Raw genomic sequence first — 23,121 nt, forward strand, 5'->3', positions numbered from 1 at the left:
CAAGCTTTATACTGCGTTGCAAGTTCACTCGGATCAGTCATGTACTTTATGTACACTCCTTCGCCTCGCTTCACTTGCGTCTTGTCTAAAGCTTGGTGGGCAGCGATATATATGACATTCACTAAGCTCTATACTGCGTTGCAAGTTCACTCGGATCAGTCATGTACTTTTATGTACACTTCTTCGCCTCCCTCACCTGCACCTTGTCTAAAATTTAGTGGTTGACGTTAGATTAGAATCTTAAGTCTTACGCTAGGCTTGCCAGCAAGATTAAAAATGGTATAGTGCAGCAAGATATGATTTAAATTTAACCATGAAGACTTTTAAGGTTTGATGCTTTTGTTAAACATGAGGTTAATACGTTTAGTGCTTGGTTGGGCCCTAGCTATGGTTTTAGGGGGGCTTAATCTTTATGCAGCTTCCATCACGACTCCTCGTAAAGAAAGTAGCTCATTATATCGTTGGGTAGAGGCGCCTAAGCAAGAAGCTCTAGAAGTTAGCCAGGCAAGCCAACGTTTAGAAACAGCCATGGCTAATCCTGAATACATGCTCAACAATTGGGTTGAATTGCCAACCGCGCCAAGTGTAAAGAATAAGAAAATTCAACATTTAAGTTTAAGAGAAGCTATTTTATTGGCTTTACGTTATAACCCCAATATTCAAAATGCTGAACTTGATAGAATTATCCAGCGCTATCAGTTACGTCTGGCCAATAATGAATTTGAATTGCAGTATGCTATAGAGGGTGCGGCTTCGATAGAAAAGAATCGCTTTAGTGGTGTAGGTAATAGTGTCAATAAATCTCTCTATGTTTCACCGGAGGTATCTTTAAAAACTAAGTATGGAACAACATTAAGCGTAGGTATAGATAATAATGTACCTAATTATAATACTTTTACGCCCGTACTTAATTTCTCTTTTAATCAACCATTATTACGTGGTTTTGGTAAAAATGTTAATGAGGCAAGATTATTAGATGCGCGTGACGCAGAATTCATAAGTAAAATTAACTTAAAACAATCCATTATTGACCAAATCACCCAAGTAATTAGTGCCTACCGTAATTTGATCTTAAGTGGTAATAATTTAGAAAATCAGCGCCGTCAGTTAGAAGAAGCGCATCGCACTTTTGAAATTAATCAAAAGAAAATTGCAGCAGGTCAGCTAGAACCTACGGGCAATATCCAACAGTCTTATCAAATTGAGTCATTAAGCTTGATGGTTGAACAAGGCGAGAATGATTTTAAAACAGCAGCGCAAGATTTATTACAAACAATTGGCCTTGATCCAAATATGCACTTGGCTGTACCTAGTGATGTGAATTTAGATAACGTTAAAGTGCCAAGTCTAGGGCAGTCTATTGATATTGCGCTTAATCATAATAGCCAATATTTAGCACAAAAAATGACGGTGAAAGCGGATGAAAGAGCTTTTAATTTGGCTAAAAATGAGCAACTCTGGGAACTTAACTTAAGCGGTGGTGTTCAATCAGGTACAACATCAGATGTAACCGGCCTTAATCGAGGTTTAAGAGGCATTTATAATGGCCGCAATATAAATGAATCAATAAACTTATCACTTAATATTCCTATTAATGATGTCGGTCGGCGTAGCCAATTAATCAATGCTAAAGTACAGTTAGAAAGAGATAAATTAAATTTGATTGCCGCAAAGCGTGCCCTTATTACTACCATTACTAATACAATTAATGCGATTCAAAGCCAGGCTAAACAATATCGCTTAGCAGAAAAGCAAGTTAGATTAGCTAGGCAATCTTATGAATTAGAAAAGAAAAAATTACAAGCTGGAATCGCAACGGCACTTGATGTAAGTAATACCCAAAATCAATTAATACAAGCTCAAGCAGGGCTGATTAGTGCTAAAATAGCCTATCTTAACCAAATTTCAGCCCTGCAGCGCTTATTAGGTACAACCTTAGATGAATGGCAGATTAAGCTTAGGTACGGTCAATGAAAATTATTTCAACATTAACAATTACATTATTAGTAATACTTCTAATAGGCTGTAGTGACTCCAGTAAGCCTACAGCAAGTAAACAACAAACTTATACTGTTAAGTCAGAGCCTGTTCATAAAACCCTGTATTTTACCGGGACTATTCAGCCGCTTCATGAAAGTGCTATTACATGCCCTATGGATGCTGTCATTGAAACGATGAATTACAACTATGGACAAGTGGTTAAGAAAGATGAGGTAGTCATCACTTTAAATTCGACAGAGCTACAGAAGCAATATAATGAAATTTTAACGGATTACTTAAAAGCTAAGGATAATTTTACAATTGCAAAAGCTAAATTTACAGGTACAGATGAACTGTGGAAAGCAGGCCTAATTGCTAAAAATAATTATTTAAGTGAAAAATCTAGCTTAGATACAGCACGTGTTGCACTAATGCAGTCAACGCGAAAGTTGACAGAAATGTTAGATAAAATTGATGATACTGATGCGAAAAATTTATCAACTTTAAGTATTGCAGAATTTAATAAAGTTAAAGAGGCTCTAACAAGAAATCATAATCTTATTCATTTAAAAGCGCCTGCCCAAGGCATATTACTTTCTCCACCTAAATCAGGAGAAGAAAAATCAGGCCATTTAAAAGTGGGTTCAGCGGTTAAAGCAGGTCAGGTGATCGCTTTAATTGGTGATTTAAGAGGAATTAGTGTAGAAATTGACGTGCCTGAGGTGGACATTGATAAAATTAAGCCAGGTATGCAGGCTAAAATAACCGGTGTTGCTTTAGGTAAAGAAGTTTTAGAAGGTAAATTAGTAGCGATTAATGCGCAAGCCTCAAGCACAGGAAGTAATGGTCTGCCTTCTTTTAATGCTACAGTTGAAGTTAAACAGTTAACAGCCAAGCAACAAGCGTTAGTTAAAGTAGGGATGAGTGCAGCGATTGAACTTTCGCTGGAAGGAAATAATCAATTAGTTATTCCGATTGCGGCTATAAAGCGTGAAAAGGGTAGCAATGTAGTTCGAGTTCTTGCAGATGGTAAAATTGCCACTCGTCAAGTAGCCACAGGTTCGGCCCTAGCAGATAAGGTCATTATAGAATCGGGCTTAAAAATAGGTGATACAGTAGTCTATGATGGATAAGCCACTTATACAGATTAAGGAGTTAGTTAAAAATTATTCTCTAGGAGGAGTCACAAGTCAGGTATTAAAGAGGGTTTCATTATCTGTTGACTCTGGTGAGTTATTGGCTATTGTAGGTGCCTCAGGTTCAGGTAAATCGACCTTAATGAATATTATTGGTTTACTTGATAAAGGCGATAGTGGCTCGTATCTCCTTAATCAGCGTAACGGTGCAGCACTCAATCAAGATGAATTAGCGGCACTTCGTAATTTACAAATTGGTTTCGTGTTTCAGCAATTTAATCTATTGTCACGCTTTACAGCCAAGCAAAATGTAGCATTACCCCTCATTTATAGAAAAAATATCAGTGCCTCAGAAATAGATGAACGAGTCATGCAGGCTTTAGCGCGCGTTGGTATGGAAACATTTGCTGAGCGTCGTCCTACGCAACTATCAGGTGGGCAGCAACAGCGAGTGGCCATTGCTCGTGCCTTAGTTGGTGAACCTCAAGTTATTCTTGCTGATGAACCAACAGGTGCTCTTGATTCAAAAACGAGCACAGAGGTTTTAAATTTATTTCTAACTTTGCATGCTGAAGGTCGGACTATTATTATGGTAACGCATGATAATCAAGTTGCTGCTAAATGTAAGCGTCGTATTACCATAATAGATGGCCAAATTGTTGCTGAGAGTCAGCCATGAATTTATTTAGTCATTGCCAGCAAGCAATCATTAATTTAAATGCAGCCAAACTGCGCTCATTTCTTGCCGTATTAGGCATTTTGGTGGGAACTGCTGCGGTGGTGGCTTTAATTAGTTGTGGTCAATTGGCGACTGAGAAAGCCTTAGCTCAGTTCAAAGCACTTGGTACTGATTTGCTGGCTGTCTCTTTATTTCAACAAGAACAAAAGCAAAGTTCGCAAAGTGGTGGTAATGAAGTGCCCTTATCGGTTTGGCGGCAGATTCCTGATAGAATTTCAGCGGTGAAAGAAATAGCGCCCTATGCAACAGCTTACCAAACAATAAGCTTTCAAGGATTTCCGTTAAGAGGCGCTATCGTTGGTGCTGATGATGCTTTGGCACGAATTATTCATATTGATATGGCAGAAGGTCATTTTGTTTCCTTTGTTGAATCTTTTGAACATTATTGTGTGATAGGTAGTGGACTGGCAGATCAGTTAAAACAGCTCACTTTAGATAACCCTATTGGTAAACAATTACGTATAGGCCAGGCAATGTATACTATTATCGGTATCACTAAGCCGTGGCAAGAAAGTGGCTTTTTTAATGAGGATATTAATCAAGCAGTAATAGTACCCATTTCAGGCGTAGCCTTAATTAGTAAGGATACAAAGATCAATAATGCTATTATGCTTTTAAAGCCGAATAGCCCAATTGATGAAGTTATTTCTGAGCTTAAACACTACATCACTACTTATGCTCCTAAATTAAGTGTATTTCCTCGTAGCGCCAAGCAAATTATTGCTAGTATGGAAAGTCAAGGACGTATTTTTACCCTACTCTTAGCAGTTATTGGTAGTATTTCTTTATTAGTTGGTGGTATTGGCGTCATGAATGTCATGTTGGTTTCTGTTAGTGAACGTAAAAAGGAAATAGGAATTCGTAAAGCAGTTGGAGCGCGTAACCAAGAGATTCAAATGTTATTCTTAGTCGAGTCAGTTATTTTGTCATTATTAGGCGGAGTTTTAGGCGTCATTTTAGGACTATTGTTTACAGCCGGTGTTGCTTATTTTAGTGGTTGGACATTTATGCTCTACTTATTGCCGCCTGTTGCTGGTTTTGCGGTTTCCGTTGCTACAGGAATTTTCTTTGGCTTTTATCCTGCTAAACGGGCAGCTAAAATGGAGCCTATTGTTTCTTTACGTAGTGAATAATAGAAAGCGATCTAATTTTTTATTTATCCCCCCTTGAATTTTGCAAAATAATTAATATTTATTAGGCATACCCTATTTCATAAAGGAGAAATTAAGTATGAATAATTTAAAGCGTGATTATTTTCCATCATTATATCGAGACATCAATTCTTTATGGGATAATTTTTTAAGAGGTCAGCAACAAGATGATTCGTCCTTTGTCACCACGAGCACTTGGGCACCCTCAGTCGATATTAAAGAAGATAAAAATCAGTTTGTTGTTATTGCTGATATTCCTGGTGTTAATAAAGAAGATATTCATATTTCACTTGAAAATAATTTATTAACCATTCAAGGAGAACGCAATTTCGACAAAACAGAAGAAAAAAATGGTTATACTCGAGTAGAACGTGCACAAGGACAATTTTATCGTCGTTTCAGTCTGCCTCAGACAGCCGATGATGCCAAAATTAGTGCTAAATACAAACAAGGCGTTCTTGAGATTATTATTCCTAAAAAAGAAGCTGCTCTTGAAAAGAAAATTGATATTCAAGTCGAGGAGTAATTTTAATTTCAAGACCTTGGGAATTTTTATCTAAGTAAAAGCGTTAGTTAATACAAACTAACGCTTAATTTAATTACTAAATAATAGTACAGGGTAAGCTACAATCCTGTTGGGCTGGCGCCTGCTGTTGCTGTTGCTGTTGCTGTTGCTGTTGCTGTTGCTGAACCGGAAGCACATTGCGTGTGATTGCTCGTTGCGCATATTCCCTTATTTCACTCTCGCTCCATCCTAGGGATAAAATACCAGCATAAAAAGCTTCTAATAAAAAGCTTGCCTGACATAAGGCATCAGTATTATTTTTTTCACAGGTTCTATCTTGAGTAAAGAGTATAATTGCTAAAACTAATTGTGCTGCTGCAAGTAAACCTAAGGCCCCATTTTGTAACCGATCTTTTGTTTCTATATCAGAACGAAAAGCAGTATAGAAACCGGTAATGGTTTGTATAATCTTCTGTGGAATTTGGACAATTGGGGTAATATTGTCGCCCAAATTCGCTATAAAATTGCCAACTATTTGCGTAAAGGCTGCTACTTTCTTAGCGCCTAAGCCTGAGGCTGGTAACGCTCCTTGGCTGTTAGCTCTTTGTATTGCTGCTGCAATTTCACTGACCCCCCAACCTAGTGATAAAAGACTTGTGTAGAATATTTCTAACAGAAAAGCACTTTTACATATTGAGTCAGAATTATCATCGCAAATTTGATGTTGAAATAATAAGGTAGTAGCAACACCTAATTGAGCTGTAGCTAGCACTGCTAGTATCCCATTCTGTACTTTTTCAACAGTCTCCACGTCAGAGCGAAAGAGCGTTGAAAATTCAATAATTGCCTGAATAAATTTTTGCGGGATCTGTGCCGTTGGATTAAAATTACCTGATGTACTAGAAGCAAGGCTAGATATGATTTGAGTTAGCGCACTTGATTTATGAGCATTAAGCCCTGCTTCAGAGGTCTTGATAGAGTCAAAAAACTTTTTTGGCATTACTTTATCCTAAAATAAACTTTTAAAGCCTTATTTTACCCAAAAAATAGCCTATTTGTCTAATATTTTTTCAGAAAAAGATTTGTTTTCTTATATATTTTAACTAACCCATTGTAAATAAAATCAAATTGTCTTATCATCGCACAAAAAATTCAATTGCTGATTATAATGATTTTTTTTAAAGCCAAAAGAACCTTTGAAGAACTTAAAGAGACACTCAAAACAGGGAATATAAAACAGTGGTGGCTAAATACTCGAGATACATACTCAAAATTCAGCAAACTTGCAACCTATCAAACCCATTTGCTAGATAAAACAATAGCAGCATTGGATGAGCAGGTAGAAAATGGAGTTTATGCCTATAGACTAGATCAATTAAAGGCACTTCATACTCAGTTATCTAACTGGGAATCCATACACGCTATTCATTCTAAGACTTCTAGTCGAAGCATACAAGTAGAAATTTTAAAAAATTGGCTTGATCAACAGCTCTATTTTTCTAACCATACTCAAATTAATTTATCCATCAAGTATGAAGAAACGGTCTCTACAGCGCTTAAAAAATTAGATTTAAACGTACCTTCTAATTCACAACCTTTAAACAAGCAAAACTTATACTATTGGTGGAAAGATAAAAGTAATCTTGGGTTTTTTAGTTGGCGTACTAAAGCAACTAAAGAATTAGATGATCTTATTTATTGGTACTCTACTAGTGTGATTATTGATAATTTGAATGCTTTACAAAAAATTATGGATGGTATTGAAGTTTGGCTGAATGAGCGTATAAATATTAGTCATCCTGCACGAGTTGCAGCGGTTATTAATTTAAAAAAAGTTGTAACTTTAGAGATGGCAAGAGAGCTGCAAGGTGGCAAGCAGGATAATTTAAATTCTATATTAGTTAATTCATTTAACTAGGATATAATTTTATCTTTTTATTCAGGTTTTATGTACCCTAAGCTAATAAGCATTGCTTTAATTCATATTTTTGTAATTTGCCTTAGTAATGTTCTTGTGCAACATCCCTTCACGCTCCTAAATTTTCATACAACTTGGGGTGCCTTTTCTTATCCGCTGGTTTTTATCTGTACCGATTTAACGACTAGACTTATTGGTGCTACTGAGGCTCGTAAAGTTATTTATTTTGCTATGTTACCAGCCTTAATTTTATCCTTTTTTATCTCAAATTGGTTTGATCATGGCTATCTATGGGTTTTAAATGTAATTGTCTTTAGGATTGCATTAGCGAGTCTCCTTGCCTATGTTCTAGGTCAATTATTAGATATTTTTTTCTTTCAGAGATTAAGACACTATGGGCCATGGTGGGTGGCTCCAAGTATTGCTTCAATTTTTGGTAATATATTAGATACTTTTTGCTTTTTCTTTATTGCTTTTTATCATAGTAATAATCTTTACTTAAGTGCTCATTGGGTGGAAATTGCGACTGTGGACTTAGGATTTAAAATTTTAATTAGCTTAATATCATTTGTTCCTCTTTATGGTTTGTTATTAAACTGGCTAATTAAACAGCGCGCGTTTGCAGATTTAAAAACTATTTAAGCATGGCTGCAAGGGCAATACACCCTTTACCAGCATGTAAACCAATGGCAATTGATACAGGATCAATAAATAAAGGTTCTTTTTTAAATGCTTCAGTTGTCATTGAAGCGAATTCGACTGCTTTTTCTGCAACACCTGCATGAATAATACAATAACTATCTAAATCCTTGTCTTGTATTAGATTACTCACATTAATAACAAGCTTACTTAGCGCTTTAACTTCATTAAATGCCTTATCAACGAGAATGACTTTACCTTCCTTATCTAATGAAATAATAGGTTTTAATCCTGCATAATGTGCAACTCTCCCTTTTAATTTGCTTACTCGACCGGAGCGTATTAAGGAATCAAATTGATTTACCATAATAAAAAAATAAGTTTTACTAATTTTTTCTAATACAGCTTCTTTAATTTCACTTATCGATAAATTTTGGTTAATTAACTCGGCAGCATAATTTAACAATAAACCCTGGCTTCCTGAAACATGACAAGTATTAATCACGTGAATATTAGAGTAGCGGTTGGCAACATTTACTATTGCATTATAAGTACCACTTAACACTTGAGCCACACTAAGAATAAGAACCTGTTCATAATTTTTTGCCAGATAACTGATTTTTTCATTTATAAAAGCATAGGTAGGTGATGAGGTAGTGGGATAGGTTTTTAATGTTGCTAAAACATTAAAAACCTGATTAGCATCAAAACAATAATGATCTAATAAATCATGCCCATCTAATTGAACATTAAGTGGTATTAAATGAATTTGATGTTGATCTAATAGGTGTTGAGGAATACTAGCACTTGAGTCAGCAACTAAAGCAATGGGATGCTTTCTTTCGTAAATGGATTGATATTGCCGCAACATGTCATCTACTTTGGAATATTGAATTTTGCCAATTTCGCGCAAATTAGTAAAAATCGTAGGAGGATCATTACTATGTATGTGAACACGACATAAATTTTGATTCGTGGTAACAACCATACTGTCACCTAAATCCCTTAATAAATGAGTTAGTTTTTTTTGGCTAAGGTCATCGCCTGCTAATAAAGCTTCATTACAATAACGATTTATTGGTGGCTTGCTATGGCTAGGAAGCTCATGTAAATTTTGTTCAAAATTAAAATCCACCTTTTCTGGTTTTTTAGTTGGATGTGCTAAAAATTCAGTAAAGCCTTGTATAAAAAAATTAAAGCCTAATGCACCAGCATCCACTACGTGCGCCTCCTTAAGTAATTGCAGCGTCTGCATTGTTGACGCTAGCGCTTTATCAACGACATCCTTTGTCTTTTGTAAAAGTATATTGAAACAGGCAATATGTGCTGCGTTATCGATTAAACTATTAGCCCAGGCATCCATCACAGTTATAATTGTTCCCTCTACAGGATTAACAATAGCTTTGCGAACACTAATACAAGCGGCTTTAATCAAGTTAGCAAAATCGTTGGTTTTTAATGTATCCGGTAAAGATATCTCTAAAAAGCCATTAAAAAATTGAGAAAAGATCATCCCAGAATTACCATGAGCTCCTAAAATACCCGCATTTGCTAAGGATTGGCAGGTTTCAGAAAAAGTAGGCTTAAGTGATGCATGAGTAATGATGGCTTGCGCTGTTGCTGCCATATTATTACCTGTGTCGCCATCAGCAACAGGAAACACATTAATTGCATTTAATGCTTCGCGGTGCTCAATAATGGCTCGACAAGCATTAATAATTGCCGAATAAAACAATTCGACATCAAGTTTAAGTAATGTCATTGTTTTAATTAAATTAATTAGGGTAAATTAAATAATAGACTGAGTTTGTAAGCTCTGCATCCTTCTAGGGTGTTTTTAAATAAATTTTTATATAATTTAACCTCAAAATTTTAACAAGATAAGATAGTTGATTTTATAGAGCCTATTTTCTTGGTGGATGATTGACTAGAAGAAAAAAACCTTTGCCTATTATTGGTTGGCGAATTTAAAACTGGCCTAACAGCAGTGCTTATATTTTCTGGTCTATATGCCTGCTTCCTAAGTGCCCAAATTTTTTCATATTTAATTTCCTTATTTTTATTTAAGAAGGATTGCCTTGAACGATTTACAAAATCATCATGGGTTAACCTAGTCAATTTTTTAATTGAAGTATAGCTTGTTAATGAATCCAAATTTTCCTCTTTTAGAGGTAGGTTAAATGGAATAGCAGAGATGATCTTATTATCTTTTTCTGTTAAAAATCTTCCTAACTCATCTGGGGCATAAATTTTGCCTTGATAAAAGTGTATAACAGTATACCCAGCCCTTAATAAAGAATGTTGAAATTCACCTGCTAACAAACGGTTTTTTTGCTCTGTTCCACAACAATACAGATAGATTCGATGAATTTTATGAATGATACTCAGAAAGTCGAATTCAAATCTTGAAACAAGTTGGCCAATATTAATAATGGAAGCTTTATCTGCAGAACTAAAATTGGCTAAAATGTTAGGATCATTATCAGCGCCGTGTGCCAAAATATATACTAGACTATTGGGCTCAATATCTTCAGCATCAAAGTCATCTTGATAGTAAATAATCTTGATCTCTTCTTCTTTGTGTAACTGGTAATTATTTTTCCATATCTGCGCTGCTTCGCCTAAGTTTCCATTGTTGGCACGCTCAAAAGGAATATACAAAATTATCATATAAAATCTGTCTAAATTATTTAAAAAAAATTAAATTAATATACATTCTTAGCTTAAAGGTGAGTAATTTTATAGTTAATTAAGATATTTGCAAGACTTGTTAGCAATGGTACTAGAATTAAAAGTGCCCATGGAGGATGAAAAATAAAATTAAGCGTCATTGTATTAAAATAATAGTTAATCACAATCGCTAAAATAATAGCGAGTAAACCTGCATAAAAACCAATAATAGCTGCTTCGCTACTTCTAATCCAAAAAAGGGCTTTTTTCTGCGCACCTAGCAATTTTAATATATAAATTTCTTGTTGTTTAATATCATTAAAAGCAAGCATCGCTAGAATGGCGATGATGATACCTATTAATAGAATAAAGACAGTGATTAAATTAATAACCTTGCTTATATTGCGGAAAATTGTTTGTACTTTTTTAATAGTACTTGCAATATCAATAATTGTAATTCCAGGAAATTGCTTAACTAAATTTACTAATAGATATTGTCTTTCTTCAGGCAAATAAAAACTTGTTAAATATGATTTAGGTAAATTAACTAATAAGGAAGGACTAAATAATATAAAAAAATTAGGCTTAAAGTTTGTCCAATTGACTTGTCGAATACTTGTAATAGAGGCATTAATTGTTTGTCCTTCTATGCGAAATCCTAGTTTATCACCTATACCCACACCTAATTGCCGCGCTAACCCTTCTTCAATAGAAATCCAAGTAGGTTGATTTGTTTGCCAACTACCTTGAACTATTTTATTTTCTTCAGGTAACTGAGTTGACCAAGATAAATTTAATTCTCTTTGTAGTGCATTAATATCTCTTGCTTTATCACCTAATTTTAAAGATACAGCTCTATCATTTATAGTAATTAATCGTCCTTTCACAATTGGATATAAAATGGCGTTTTCAACTTGATTTTGTTTAAGAAAATTTAAGAAAGTAGATGCTTGCGTGGGCTGAATATTAATAACAAAAAAATTAGCTGCATCTGCCGGCAATTGTTGTTGCCAATTGTCAATTAAATTGGTTTTAAATAAGTTTAAGGTTAGTAGCGCTGCTAGCGCCAAACCTATTCCTATAAATTGTAGTAAACTGTTCGTTAAATTACGATTTATGCTTGTAAAGCCAAAACGCCAAACAAAAGAAATTTTATTTTTTATAAGGTTAATAAAGAAATTAGTTATCAATAATAAACTTAACGCAAAAACGGCAAAATATATTAACCCTATAAAGACGATAATAATTAGCTGCCAAGAGCGAATATATAAGAAAGCGAGGCCCACTAATGCTAGAAATGTAATAAGATAATTTAAAAAGGAATATTTATTCACTTGATATTGAGATTTAAATAATGTTATCGCTGAAATTTTACGTAAACTTAAAAGGTGAGGAACGGTAAAACTGAGTAATAATAGGATACCAGTTGAAAAGCTTAGTAGAGCAGGTTTGAAACTATAATCAACTTGAAAGTCTGGTAATAATCCTTTTAGCCAACTAAAGAGGAAAGGTTGAAATGCGTAGCTTAATAAAATTCCTATTAAAGATGCAAAGAAACCTAAGATAAGGATAATGCCTAAGTAAATAAGAAAAATATCTTTTTCTGCAGCACCAAAACATCTTAATATAGATATATGTTTTTGATGTCTTTGATTATAGCGATGCATAGCCATGCTAATGGCAATTCCAGCTAAGATTAGGCTCATTAAGATACCTAAATTTAGATAAGCTAAGGTACGTTCAATCGTTTTAATAAGCGCAGGATTTGCTGTTTTATCTTGCCAATTTTGTTGTTCGCTTAAAGGTGGATTTAGCGAATTTTTTAGTTGGGTTAATTGGTTTTCTGTGCCCATTAATAACCATCGATAGCTTACTTTACTCCCTGTTTGGATAATTTTAGTTTTAGCAAGATCGGCTTGATTAATAATTACCCGTGGTGAAATATTAAACCAGTCTCCTGTTTGCCCGGGCTCTTCAATTAAGATCCCACCAATCACAAAGGTTGCCTCGCCGATAGTAATTTTATCACCAACCTTTGCAGGCAAAAGAGAGAGCAATTTTGCTTCAGTCCATAACTGACCTAATGCTGGTGCATGATTTACATTGGTTGCTAAAGCAAAGGGTTGAGGCGCAATTTTGATAAATCCCTTTAAAGGATAAGGAGAGGTAATCGCTTTGACTTGGACAAGCTGTAATTTATCATTGACCATGGCCATACTTAAGAACGAAATGGTTTTGGCTTCTGTTAACTGCAACGCTTTTGCTCTTTTTTCCCAATTATTAGGAAAAGGTGAATTACTTGTAATCGCCACATCTGCACCTAACATTTGCGCAGCCTGTTGGTTTAATAAATTTTCAATAGAAAAAGTAATATTATTAATAGTACTCATACAGGTTACTGCAATAAGTAGCGCTAAGCATAAGAGGCTCAGTTCACCGCTACGCCACTCGCGTACAAAGGTACGTATAAGTAAAGGAAAATTCAGCATTGTAGTTGTCCATCTATAAGTGGCCAATGCATTTGGCAATGTGCGGCGAGTGTATCATCATGAGTGACAATGACTAAGGTTGATTGATATTGTTGATTGAGAGAAAACAATAAATTTATAATGGCTTGTCCTGTTTTTTTGTCTAAATTTCCTGTTGGTTCATCTGCAAATAAAACAGCTGGTGTAAGAGCAAAGGCACGAGCAATGGCAACGCGTTGTTGTTCTCCTCCAGATAATTGGTTTGGATAATGCTTTGCTCGTTTACTCAATCCCATTTGTGTAAGCCAATCCAACGCTATGCTGGTAGGATTTTTTTTTCGATTAATCTCTAAAGGTAACATTACGTTTTCAAGTGCATTAAGATTGGGTAGTAAATGAAAAAATTGAAAGATAAAACCAATCTGCTCTGCTCTCAGTTTAGCTCGGCTATCCTCATTAAGGCTGCTAATTTCTTGTAAGCCATAATAAACTCGGCCTGATGTAGGCTTTTCTAAACCAGCCATAATATTTAAAAGGGTTGTTTTACCGGAACCAGAAACACCGGTAATAGCTATAGTTGCACCGGCAGGAATACTAAGATTAATAGAGTCTAAAATTGTTAAAGTTCCATCATCAACGGGAATGCTATAATTAACATTTACCAATTTAATTATGGCGTCCGAGTTAATCATGATTAAAAAATCCTTTTGGATAATATGTTTTATTTTTATAATAGCACCACTTTATGCAAAGACGATTCTTGTTCTTGGTGATAGCCTAAGTGCAGGGTTTGGTATAGAGGACGGTAAAGGTTGGGTAAATTTATTAAATGAACGGCTAAAAAAAGAATCGCTGCCTTATCAAGTTGTTAATTACAGCACTAGTGGTGATACAACGGCTAATGGGCTTGCTAAATTATCAGATGCATTAGCAAAATATAGACCAAACATTGTGATTATTGAATTAGGCGCTAATGATGGGCTACGCGGCTTATCTATTGCTGATATAAAGCGTAACTTAGAAAAATTAATTATTAAGTCACAAGAAAGATCAGCAAAAGTACTTTTACTTGCAACTTTACTACCACCTAATTATGGCTCAGCTTATTTAAACAAATATAAACAAATCTATATGGATTTAGCAAATCAATATCAAGTTCGGTTAATTCCTATGTTTTTAGAGGGAGTTGCAGGCCATCCTAACGCGATGCAATCAGATGGCTTGCATCCCAACGAAGAAGCACAAGCAAAAATATTGGATAATATTTGGCCTACTTTGCAGCAAATGCTTTAAATATGGAAATAGATTACACTATAATCTTGAGTTCTTAAATTTAACTGTAGTAATAAGCAGCCTTACAGAAATTACGGCATAGATCCTGCATATTTATCTTTTACCATGATAAATATATATTTATACCAGCATGGGCTATCAGGTTAATACATTGAGAACCTATCTACTTAATGAGAGAAAAAAATGAAAAAGTTGATATTTAACTTATTGCCCTATCTTTTGAGTTGCTTTTCACCTTTTGTTATGGCTAGCACAAATTGGAATCAATGGGTTGCTAGTGTAAGGCAGGAAGCAATTAATCAAGGGATTTCAGCGGAATTATTTGATGAGGCATTTGCTGATATTCGTGAGCCTAGTCGGCAGGTAAAAAGTCTGGCCCGCTCACAACCCGAACACCGTCTAACATTTTCAAAATACTTAAATACACGCGCAGATAGTTATCGAATTGCGATGGGACGTAAACATTATGGAAAGAATAAAGCTCTTTTAGAAGAAGTAGGCCAACATTTTGGCGTTGATCCGTGTTTTATTGTAGCTTTCTGGGGTATGGAAACAAGTTATGGCTCTTATATGGGCAATTTTCCAGTTATAAAATCATTGGCAACTTTAGCTTATGATTCATCAAGGCCTGATTTTTTCCGTAAAGAGCTATTTATTGCTTTACGTATTGTTAATGATGGCCATGTTACTTTAGATCGCTTTAAAGGTGAGTGGGCGGGTGCTTCTGGCCAGCCACAATTCTTACCTTCAAGCTGGGTACAGTTTGCAGTCGATTATGATGGTGATGGACGTAAAGATATTTGGTTAAGTAAACCTGATGTGTTTGCTTCGATTGCTAATTATATGAAGAAAAATGGTTGGCAAACAGGTCAGCCTTGGGGTATTCACGTTAAATTGCCTAAGGGATTTGATAAGAATTTAGAAGGTAAATCTATTGTCAAAAAAGTAAGTGAATGGAATGCTATGGGTGTTAGAACAGAAGACGGTCAACCCTTGCCTTATTCAGAACTAGACGCAAGTATCGTACAGCCAAATGGTGGTCCAGTTTTCTTAGCTTATCCAAATTATAAAATGATTTTACGCTATAATAACTCTATATATTATGCGGGTGCGATTGGTTATATGGCTGATAAAATTTGTAATCGCATAAAGTAATAGATTTATTATCTTTAAAGTGGGGTGTAATATGACTACATACTTAGATAAAACAGATAGTCTAACTCCACTTGCTGAACGTATTATCTGCCATAAAGCAACGGAATATCCTAATACAGGTATTTATAATCATCTAGTCGGTAGAGGAACTTACCTTTGTAGGCGTTGCGGTTTGGCATTATTTAGAGCAGAAAGCCAATTTCACTCTGGTTGCGGATGGCCTAGCTTTGATGAAAATATTGATGAAGCCATTAAGCAATTACCCGACCAAGATGGAATGAGAACAGAAATTTTATGTAATAGATGTGATGCGCACCTAGGCCATATCTTTGTCGGCGAATACTTAACTCAAAAAAATATACGACATTGTGTTAATTCCGCTTCTATTGATTTTGTTTTAGATAAAACAGTCTTAGATACTGAAGAAGCTATTGTTGCAGGTGGATGCTTTTGGGGTATTGATTATTTTTTAAAACTTATACCTGGCGTATTAAAAGTTGAAGTAGGTTATATTGGTGGTACTGTCCAAGAACCCACTTATGAACAAGTGTGTCGAGGGACAAGTGGTCACTATGAAGCTGCTCGAATTGTGTATGATCCATCTCTTGTCAATTATTCTGATATTATTAAACGGTTTTTTGAAATTCATGATCCCACCCAGCGCTCAGGCCAAGGGCCAGATATTGGGCCGCAATATCAAAGTGCTATTTTTTGTTATGATGATCACCAATTTCTTGCAGCACAGGCTTTAATACAGACATTAACAAGCCGTGGCTATAATGTTGCTACTAAGCTATTCGAAGTGATGCCTTTTTGGGCCGCCGAGGATTATCATCAAGACTATTATGCTAAGCATCATAAAGCCCCTTACTGCCATCGTCCTGAATTACGTTTTGGTTCATCTTAAAATGAAATTCTTAGCTAGCCTTTTGGTGAATTTGAGCGGCATTCAGATTAAACTTAAAGGTGTCAATAACGACCTTACTTGATATCATTTTCAACACCAATCTTAGGTAGGCTACTAATTAATCCTTGTTCTTATAAATGAGATCTGCTTGTTCAGCTTTTTTTTGATTCTCAAGCAATTGTTGTTCATTAAGTTGGGTTTGCCAAAAATTAGTGAGCTGCATTTTGAGAGAATTAAGTTGACGAATAAACTTGCCTAAATGTTCAGCAAGCATTGGTAATTTATTTGGCCCAAAGGCAATGAGCGCTACGATAATGATAACCAATAACTCACTCATGCTCATGGCTTTTTCTCATCATTGTCTTCGTTTAATGCTTTGCGAAAGCTTTTAATTGCACTACCTATATCCGAACCAATATTTTTTAGCTTATTCGTACCGAAAAGAGCAATAATAATTAAAAGGATTAATAATAATGACAATGGACTAACTCCACTTAATCCCATATCAACTCCTGTTATTAAGGTTACCTACATAAATTAAACCGCCAATTAAAGCAATAGTAAAGGCCGTAGCCGTTAATCTTTCTGGATTAAGTAAATTTAAATAGCTAAGTAAACTTATTATAAGCATCGTGACGAAAATACCGAAGCCTAAACCTTTAAACCAGTTGCTCTGAGTTGATCTAAGGCGTTCTCGATTAGCGAGATTATTTAAGGAACGAATCTTCTCTTCTTTACTAAGTACTAATACTTCTTGTAGTAGGCGAGGCATGTGAGGTAATTCTTCAACAAAGAAGGGAACATTTTCACGTAACCGCCTAAAAAACGCTCTAGGTCCTAACTGCTCTTTTAACCAATTTTGTAGAAAAGGCTTTGCTGTTGCCCACAAATCAAGTTCTGGGTAGAGCTGCCTGCCTAAACCTTCAATGGCTAGAAGTGTTTTTTGTAAAAGAATTAACTGAGGCTGAACCTCCATATTAAAGCGTCGAGCAACTTGAAAAAGTCGTAAGACCACTTGGGCGAACGAAATATCTTTTAATGGTTTTTCAAAAATAGGTTCACAAACAGTACGAATAGCGCTTTCAAATTCTTCAACACGCGTATTTCTAGCCACCCAACCAGATTCAATATGCAGTTCTGCAACCCGACGATAATCCCGATTAAAAAAGGCATAGAAATTTTCAGCTAGATAGCGTTTATCGTTATCATTTAAAGTACCAATAATGCCAAAATCAATACAAATATATTGCGGTTGTTCTGGATGGTCATAGGAAACAAAAATATTGCCTGGATGCATGTCAGCGTGAAAAAAACAATGTTTAAAGACTTGGGTAAAAAAGATTTCTACGCCACGCTCTGCCAATTTTTTAATATCAACATGATTCGCTTTTAATGCAGTAATATCACTAATTGGAATACCATGAATACGCTCCATAACCATCACATTTTCACGGGTATAATCCCAAAAAACTTCAGGAATATATAATAAAGGTGAGTTTGGAAAATTGCGGCGCAATTGGCCAGCGTTACCTGCTTCTCGTTGTAAATCAAGTTCGTCAATTAAGTTGTGCTCAAATTCTTGAACTATTTCTCGAGGTTTAAGTCGCTTACTTTCCGACCAATAACGCTCAGCAAGGGAAGCGATGGCATACATAAGGCTAATATCTTGATCAATGATTTTACGCATATTAGGACGTAAAACCTTTACTACCACTTCTTCACCTGTTTTTAATTTTGCTGCATGTACCTGGGCCATTGATGCAGAAGCCAAGGGTTCCGGATCAAAGTATGCAAAAACATCAAAGGCTGAGCGCCCAAATGCTGATTCAATAATAGCTAACGCTTTTTCGCTTGGAAAAGGTGGAACATTGTCTTGTAATTTACAAAGCTCCAAAGCAATATCAGTAGGAATAATGTCAGGTCGAGTAGATAGTGCCTGGCCAAATTTAACAAAAATTGGTCCTAAATCTTCTAATGTTTTACGAAGTGCCTCACCACGTGTAAGTTGCTCTTTGCGAAACCAGTTCCAAGGGTTTAAATAAACGATGAAACGTAAAGCAGAAAAGAGTGGAATTGAAACAATAACTTGATCAAGCCCATTACGAGCTAAAATAGTATTAATATGAATTAAACGTATTAACTGTTTAATGGATTTCATTGCTTATCCAAGAGATTAATTTGCGCATGTAAACGCTCAACATCCAACACTAAGTGATCAATATCAGTAAAAAAGTTTTCTACTTCCTCAGGAGTAGGAAAAAGCCGCAGCTCTTCTTGAAGATAATCAGTCATATTGTTTTGTAAGGAGGCGCTTAACTGGCGTTTAAAGTCTACCCCACGTCGAATCATAGAACCTAACTGATAGGCGATTACGTCACCTGTAAAATGCGCTAAATGACCTTCCCAGTCAATCTCAACTTCATCAAATAATTTTTTGATAGCTAAACCTAGTTCAATATCACCTGATACTCGCATTTTATCATTGAACAGTGAACGGGCTTTAGATGCAGGTAGAAAGCTTAAGCGTATAAGACCAAGAGGGTTACTATGAATAATAGTATCTGGCTCATTTGTAACGCGCTCTAATAAACAGAGTTGCTCTGCTTTAAAAGTAATATAAAAGTTAACATTTAATGGTGCAATAATAATTTCAATTACTTTCCCTTCAAATGTTTTAATTTTTGTAGGCATACTTTCATCTAAGAAGAGAGCCTGATTAATAGCTGCTTGTAACGCTTTTAAAGAATATTTTTTAATCATATCGTTCTCAATATTTATAGGCGATATGTAAAGCAACGATACCACCATTTAAATTCAAATACTGACAATCTTCAAATCCGGCTTCCTCAATTAGTTTTTTTAAATTTTCTTGGCTTGGATGCATACGGATCGATTCAGCAAGATATTTATAGCTATCAGCATCATGAGCAATAAATTGACCTAATTTAGGTAGAATATTAAAAGAATACCAATCATAGATAGTTTTTAAACCAGGAACATTAGGCATAGAAAATTCTAAAACTAATAATTTACCGCCTGGTTTACAAACACGAAACATCGAGCGTAATGCCGCTTCTTTATTAGTAACATTACGCAAACCAAAAGCGATAGTAATACAATGAAAACTATCATTATGAAAAGGTAAGGTTTCAGCATTAGCTTGAACATAAGCAATGTTATTAACAAGCCCTTCATTAATTAACCTTTCGCGGCCAACGTTTAGCATTGCAGAGTTAATATCAGCAAGAACAACATAGCCCGGATCACCTACTCTTTGGCTCAATAATCGGGTTAAGTCACCACTTCCACCTGCCAAATCTAGAACAGCCTGCCCTGATTTAACTTGACTTAATTCCACCGTAAAACGTTTCCAAAGACGATGTATGCCAAGCGACATAAGATCATTCATTAAATCGTAATTTTTGGCAACAGATTGAAAAACAGCTCTAACCTTTTTTTCCTTTTCATGCCAAGCGACAGGGGTAAAGCCAAAGTGGGTCGTTTTTTCTTGCTCACTCATTGATTTAAACTTTTAAAATTTAGCTCTATATTACCTGATTGACTAGAAAATAGTAATTATAAATCTTTCAAACTCATTAAATTAACATAAGTTTGATCTAAAAAAGTAAAGCTTTTCTTACTAAATGAACCTAAGCTCCAATTATAGCGTCACCCACTAAGTTTTAGACAAGGCGTACCGTACTTCGCCGAATGAGCATACAACGCAGTATAAAGCTTAGTGGGTGGCGCTATACTTACGCATTTATGCGGAAACTGAAATTAAAACAATTTATTTTACTATAGAGCTTAACTTTAAACGTTTGCTAGGCCGAGGCCCAACAAAGATTTCTTAATTATTTTCTTAAGGGAATGTTTTGATTGTAAGGGTACGTTTTATGCAAGATAGCTAGCAAATAAATTACTCATTTAAGCTATTGAGAACTTGGCCTTATTGGATCGCTTGCTCCTGTTGCTGAAGTTGGATCAGCATCATCCATAAGGAATATATCGTCACTCTCTTCAGGTTCTTCCTCATTATCGAAGATTATTTCATCTTCTGAATCAGAAATAGATGGAAGATTGTTTGAAGGGTTTACAATAGCTGGCTTAGTAGTATTGGAGGAATCGTTGGCAGTGCCACTATCATTATTTAAGGCAGGGGGTGCACTTACAGCCGGAGCCCCTGTAGAAGTACCATTTGTTCCCTTAGTTGTATCATTGAGATTTGTACTTATATCATTTTGCTCATCTGTTTCTTCAGTCGTTGAAGAAGTAGTGCCACTTGGTGTAGCGCTTAAATTAGTATTAACATCTGTGTCATTAGTAGTATTACCACTTTCATCAACTGAAGTTGGTGTTGTTGAGTCAACGGTACTATTATTTATGGAAGGATTATTAGTAGTATTACCTTGTTCATCCATAGAATTAGGGCCAGTTCCAGTATGAGGTGCTGTTGGGTTAGGTGTATTACTTGAATTCAATTGAGAAGGGGGCGGATGATCAGGTTGTAAATGAATAGTTTGATCGGGGTTCTCAGTTATAATGGGAGTAATCTTTTGTGATTCAATGCCACTTAGTATTAATGGTGATGTCTTAGCATTTATAACTGTCGAAGCAAAAAATAAAACAGACATATAAATAGTAACTCTACTCATAGTAATCTCCTTTGAACCTCTCTTAAAATCCTTTATTTATAGTGTAATTTATTTCAAGCCTCTATCAGTTATAAATTATTTTTCAAAAAAAATTTAATATTTAATTAAAAGAATGGCTTATTTACTAATAAAGTTAACTAATTATTTCTTGCTACCTCTCTAACTATAGCCGTTTATTTGTGAAAGTATAGCACCCCCCACTCAGCTTTATATTGCGTTGCAAGCTTGTGCGGCGAAGTACAGTACGCCCATGTAAAATTGTTTGCCTCTCTCTTCACTTGGACCTTGTTTAAAACTTAGTGAGTGGCGTCTATAACAATAGCATTTAACTGGCTAAAAAGTGGTTTTATTCTGTTAAGAAAATTATAATTGGCCTAAGGCTATGATGTAAGCAGTTTCATCAGGAGGCATTTGGTTACGTTGGGCATGCCAGAGACATTCAGCCAAACAATCCATCATTTTATGTTCAACTAATAAGGGATCTTGATAGCGCACAATCAATTCCTTAAAACGGTTAGTAATTCCTACAGGCCGATTAGTTGCAATTTGTTCTCGAATAGCTAAGTGCAAGCCCATATGTAAGAATGGGTTAGTTTGGCCTAGTTCTGGAAAATACTGCTGGTTAAGAGAGGCATTATTTTCCTCTAAAAGAGAATGATATTCAGGATGCGCTAAAATAACATCAACAAGTTGTTGTTCAAGTGGCGTAAGCACCTCCTTTAAAGAGTATTTTCGCCAACTTGTGAAAAAAAATTGTCTGGTATCTTGTACACTATTACCAACAAACATAACCACCTTGGATACCAATTTCAAATAATAATGAATATTAGCCTATTCGCCATTAAACAACAATTAAATATAAGAAGCACTTTATTGTTAAGCTTATAGAAATCTGGGTTGACAACTTCTTGGTAAGTATGCAATATTATCAATGCGAGGTTGGACTTGCTATGTGTCATTCCACTGGGTCAATTGGCGACACACTGATTGGCCCTTTCTATTAAAATCTTAATCTTCATTAACATTCCTCAACTAGCTCTTTTTTTTACAAATTGCAATAAAAATAAATTTATGGTAAACCAACATAGTACGTCAAAGGATGGAGTAGTCATTATGTTTGGAGTCTTATTTAGTAGAAACCCTGTTCAATCTTCTTCTCAATTGAATTTACCTAAAGATAATTTTAATTATAAAAGCCTTGCCCATTTAGAACTTATTGAAAAGCAAATTTCGCGTTTTAAGGAGTCCGCAGATGCTTTAAAAGCAATTGATTATAATATCTTTTTAGGTGTGATTGTAGGTAGCTCCTGTTATTTGGGCGCTTATCTATTTCCAGTGGTCACACTATCTATAGCGGGTTTTAGTCTAGCAGCGCATGCTCATGCTAAACGTTCAGCAGCTTATGAAAAATATCGTCAATCTCTGGATGATTTAATTACTATATATAATTGGTCTATGGGTAAGAACACAGGTGATCATTGGTATAAGCTGGCTATCAAGCCCATACAAGATTTAATTTTAACTCTGGGGCCTTGTGTCGCACCTGATGTAATTCACACTTGGACTGCTGATGATTTAAAGCCTAATAGTCTAAATCCAAGGAACTTTTTTGGTGGGCGTCGTAATGATATTACTCAAGAATTTGAAAATCAATTAGCGCGCTTTGCTGCAGGCACTCAAGTTTCTGACTTAACTTATCGCATTTATGGCCAACATGGATTTAACGACTTATTACAAACTTTGAAAACCACTGTAGCTAGTCAAGTCAGTAATGCGGCGGTTAAAATCTTTAATTATCAACCTGGAAATTAACGTTAGTTTGGCATAAAAGAGATAAAAAGTTCTTTGGTGCTGCTAAATAAACGTTATTTTTGTAAAATGCAAAGCAGCTGTGCAAAATATAAA

23 protein-coding genes are annotated in these 23,121 nt (G+C 35.3%); 11 read left to right on the top strand and 12 right to left on the bottom strand.

The window, feature by feature from the left end:
* The first annotated feature begins 348 nt into the window (after positions 1-348).
* The 5 genes from E1P04_RS05965 (at position 349) to E1P04_RS05985 (ending at position 5,532) form a co-directional block, all read left to right on the top strand.
* A complete protein-coding gene (locus E1P04_RS05965; protein WP_131782006.1) occupies positions 349-1,974 on the top strand; it encodes a TolC family protein in 1,626 nt (541 codons plus the stop codon).
* Positions 1,971-3,113 (top strand): efflux RND transporter periplasmic adaptor subunit, encoded by a 1,143-nt coding sequence (locus E1P04_RS05970; protein ID WP_131782007.1) that lies wholly within the window; start codon positions 1,971-1,973, stop codon positions 3,111-3,113. Before E1P04_RS05965 ends, E1P04_RS05970 begins: the two co-directional genes overlap by 4 nt.
* Positions 3,103-3,795 carry an ABC transporter ATP-binding protein gene (locus tag E1P04_RS05975; protein ID WP_131782008.1) on the top strand — a complete coding sequence of 231 codons (693 nt, stop codon included), beginning with the start codon at positions 3,103-3,105 and terminating at the stop codon, positions 3,793-3,795. The genes E1P04_RS05970 and E1P04_RS05975 overlap by 11 nt, the downstream gene beginning before the upstream one ends.
* Entirely contained in the window at positions 3,792-4,988 is a 1,197-nt protein-coding gene (locus tag E1P04_RS05980; RefSeq protein WP_131782009.1) for an ABC transporter permease, read from the top strand. Before E1P04_RS05975 ends, E1P04_RS05980 begins: the two co-directional genes overlap by 4 nt.
* A gap of 97 nt (positions 4,989-5,085) precedes the next feature.
* Positions 5,086-5,532 carry an Hsp20/alpha crystallin family protein gene (locus E1P04_RS05985; RefSeq protein WP_131782010.1) on the top strand — a complete coding sequence of 149 codons (447 nt, stop codon included), beginning with the start codon at positions 5,086-5,088 and terminating at the stop codon, positions 5,530-5,532.
* Positions 5,533-5,608: 76 nt separating this feature from the next.
* Here the strand turns inward: E1P04_RS05985 and E1P04_RS05990 are convergent, their stop codons facing one another.
* Complete coding sequence (locus tag E1P04_RS05990; protein ID WP_131782011.1) at positions 5,609-6,511, bottom strand: hypothetical protein; 903 nt, start codon at positions 6,509-6,511, stop codon at positions 5,609-5,611.
* 168 nt (positions 6,512-6,679) lie between these two features.
* Here E1P04_RS05990 and E1P04_RS05995 point away from each other — a divergent pair, with 168 nt between their 5' ends.
* Positions 6,680-7,429 (top strand): hypothetical protein, encoded by a 750-nt coding sequence (locus tag E1P04_RS05995; RefSeq protein ID WP_131782012.1) that lies wholly within the window; start codon positions 6,680-6,682, stop codon positions 7,427-7,429.
* Positions 7,430-7,459: 30 nt separating this feature from the next.
* Positions 7,460-8,071, top strand: a complete 612-nt coding sequence (locus tag E1P04_RS06000) for a 7-cyano-7-deazaguanine/7-aminomethyl-7-deazaguanine transporter (protein ID WP_131782013.1) — start codon at positions 7,460-7,462, stop codon at positions 8,069-8,071.
* Here the strand turns inward: E1P04_RS06000 and E1P04_RS06005 are convergent.
* The 4 genes from E1P04_RS06005 to E1P04_RS06020 all read right to left on the bottom strand — a co-directional run bounded on the left by E1P04_RS06005 (position 8,064) and on the right by E1P04_RS06020 (position 13,898).
* Positions 8,064-9,830, bottom strand: a complete 1,767-nt coding sequence (locus E1P04_RS06005) for a DegV family protein (RefSeq protein ID WP_131782014.1) — start codon at positions 9,828-9,830, stop codon at positions 8,064-8,066. The two genes, E1P04_RS06000 and E1P04_RS06005, sit on opposite strands and share 8 nt — an antisense overlap.
* A 110-nt stretch (positions 9,831-9,940) precedes the next feature.
* Entirely contained in the window at positions 9,941-10,738 is a 798-nt protein-coding gene (locus tag E1P04_RS06010) for a hypothetical protein (RefSeq protein WP_131782015.1), read from the bottom strand.
* A 53-nt stretch (positions 10,739-10,791) separates the two neighbouring features.
* Positions 10,792-13,227 carry an ABC transporter permease gene (locus E1P04_RS06015; protein WP_131782016.1) on the bottom strand — a complete coding sequence of 812 codons (2,436 nt, stop codon included), beginning with the start codon at positions 13,225-13,227 and terminating at the stop codon, positions 10,792-10,794.
* The gene (locus tag E1P04_RS06020) at positions 13,221-13,898 is read right to left on the bottom strand and encodes an ABC transporter ATP-binding protein (protein WP_131782017.1); all 678 of its coding nucleotides are present in this window, start codon (positions 13,896-13,898) and stop codon (positions 13,221-13,223) included. Before E1P04_RS06020 ends, E1P04_RS06015 begins: the two co-directional genes overlap by 7 nt.
* Between E1P04_RS06020 and E1P04_RS06025 the strand changes: the two genes are divergently transcribed.
* The 3 genes from E1P04_RS06025 to E1P04_RS06035 all read left to right on the top strand — a co-directional run bounded on the left by E1P04_RS06025 (position 13,897) and on the right by E1P04_RS06035 (position 16,561).
* Positions 13,897-14,499, top strand: coding sequence for an arylesterase (locus tag E1P04_RS06025; RefSeq protein ID WP_131782018.1), 603 nt, complete (start codon positions 13,897-13,899; stop codon positions 14,497-14,499). The genes E1P04_RS06020 and E1P04_RS06025 overlap by 2 nt on opposite strands.
* A 183-nt stretch (positions 14,500-14,682) precedes the next feature.
* The gene (locus tag E1P04_RS06030; protein WP_131782019.1) at positions 14,683-15,654 is read left to right on the top strand and encodes a lytic murein transglycosylase; all 972 of its coding nucleotides are present in this window, start codon (positions 14,683-14,685) and stop codon (positions 15,652-15,654) included.
* Positions 15,655-15,685: 31 nt separating this feature from the next.
* Positions 15,686-16,561, top strand: coding sequence for a bifunctional methionine sulfoxide reductase B/A protein (locus tag E1P04_RS06035; RefSeq protein ID WP_131782020.1), 876 nt, complete (start codon positions 15,686-15,688; stop codon positions 16,559-16,561).
* A 118-nt stretch (positions 16,562-16,679) separates the two neighbouring features.
* Here E1P04_RS06035 and E1P04_RS06040 read toward each other — a convergent pair whose 3' ends face one another.
* The 7 genes from E1P04_RS06040 to E1P04_RS06070 form a co-directional block, all read right to left on the bottom strand.
* Positions 16,680-16,904 (bottom strand): Sec-independent protein translocase subunit TatA/TatB, encoded by a 225-nt coding sequence (locus E1P04_RS06040; protein WP_131782021.1) that lies wholly within the window; start codon positions 16,902-16,904, stop codon positions 16,680-16,682.
* Positions 16,901-17,065: a twin-arginine translocase TatA/TatE family subunit gene (gene tatA / locus E1P04_RS06045; protein ID WP_131782022.1), complete on the bottom strand. Its 165-nt coding sequence runs from the start codon at positions 17,063-17,065 to the stop codon at positions 16,901-16,903. Before tatA ends, E1P04_RS06040 begins: the two co-directional genes overlap by 4 nt.
* A gap of 1 nt (position 17,066) precedes the next feature.
* Positions 17,067-18,719, bottom strand: a complete 1,653-nt coding sequence (ubiB, locus tag E1P04_RS06050) for a ubiquinone biosynthesis regulatory protein kinase UbiB (protein WP_131782023.1) — start codon at positions 18,717-18,719, stop codon at positions 17,067-17,069.
* Entirely contained in the window at positions 18,716-19,321 is a 606-nt protein-coding gene (locus tag E1P04_RS06055) for a ubiquinone biosynthesis accessory factor UbiJ (RefSeq protein ID WP_131782024.1), read from the bottom strand. The genes ubiB and E1P04_RS06055 overlap by 4 nt, the downstream gene beginning before the upstream one ends.
* Before the next feature lie 7 nt (positions 19,322-19,328).
* Positions 19,329-20,081 carry a bifunctional demethylmenaquinone methyltransferase/2-methoxy-6-polyprenyl-1,4-benzoquinol methylase UbiE gene (ubiE, locus tag E1P04_RS06060; RefSeq protein WP_131782025.1) on the bottom strand — a complete coding sequence of 251 codons (753 nt, stop codon included), beginning with the start codon at positions 20,079-20,081 and terminating at the stop codon, positions 19,329-19,331.
* A 412-nt stretch (positions 20,082-20,493) separates the two neighbouring features.
* A complete protein-coding gene (locus E1P04_RS06065; protein WP_131782026.1) occupies positions 20,494-21,216 on the bottom strand; it encodes a hypothetical protein in 723 nt (240 codons plus the stop codon).
* A gap of 363 nt (positions 21,217-21,579) precedes the next feature.
* Positions 21,580-22,005 (bottom strand): DUF1841 family protein, encoded by a 426-nt coding sequence (locus E1P04_RS06070; protein WP_131782027.1) that lies wholly within the window; start codon positions 22,003-22,005, stop codon positions 21,580-21,582.
* 324 nt (positions 22,006-22,329) lie between these two features.
* Here E1P04_RS06070 and E1P04_RS06075 point away from each other — a divergent pair, with 324 nt between their 5' ends.
* Positions 22,330-23,028 (top strand): hypothetical protein, encoded by a 699-nt coding sequence (locus E1P04_RS06075; protein WP_131782028.1) that lies wholly within the window; start codon positions 22,330-22,332, stop codon positions 23,026-23,028.
* Positions 23,029-23,121 lie beyond the last annotated feature (93 nt).

The organism is Legionella gresilensis (genome assembly GCF_900639865.1).
In the GTDB taxonomy this organism is placed as follows: domain Bacteria; phylum Pseudomonadota; class Gammaproteobacteria; order Legionellales; family Legionellaceae; genus Legionella_C; species Legionella_C gresilensis.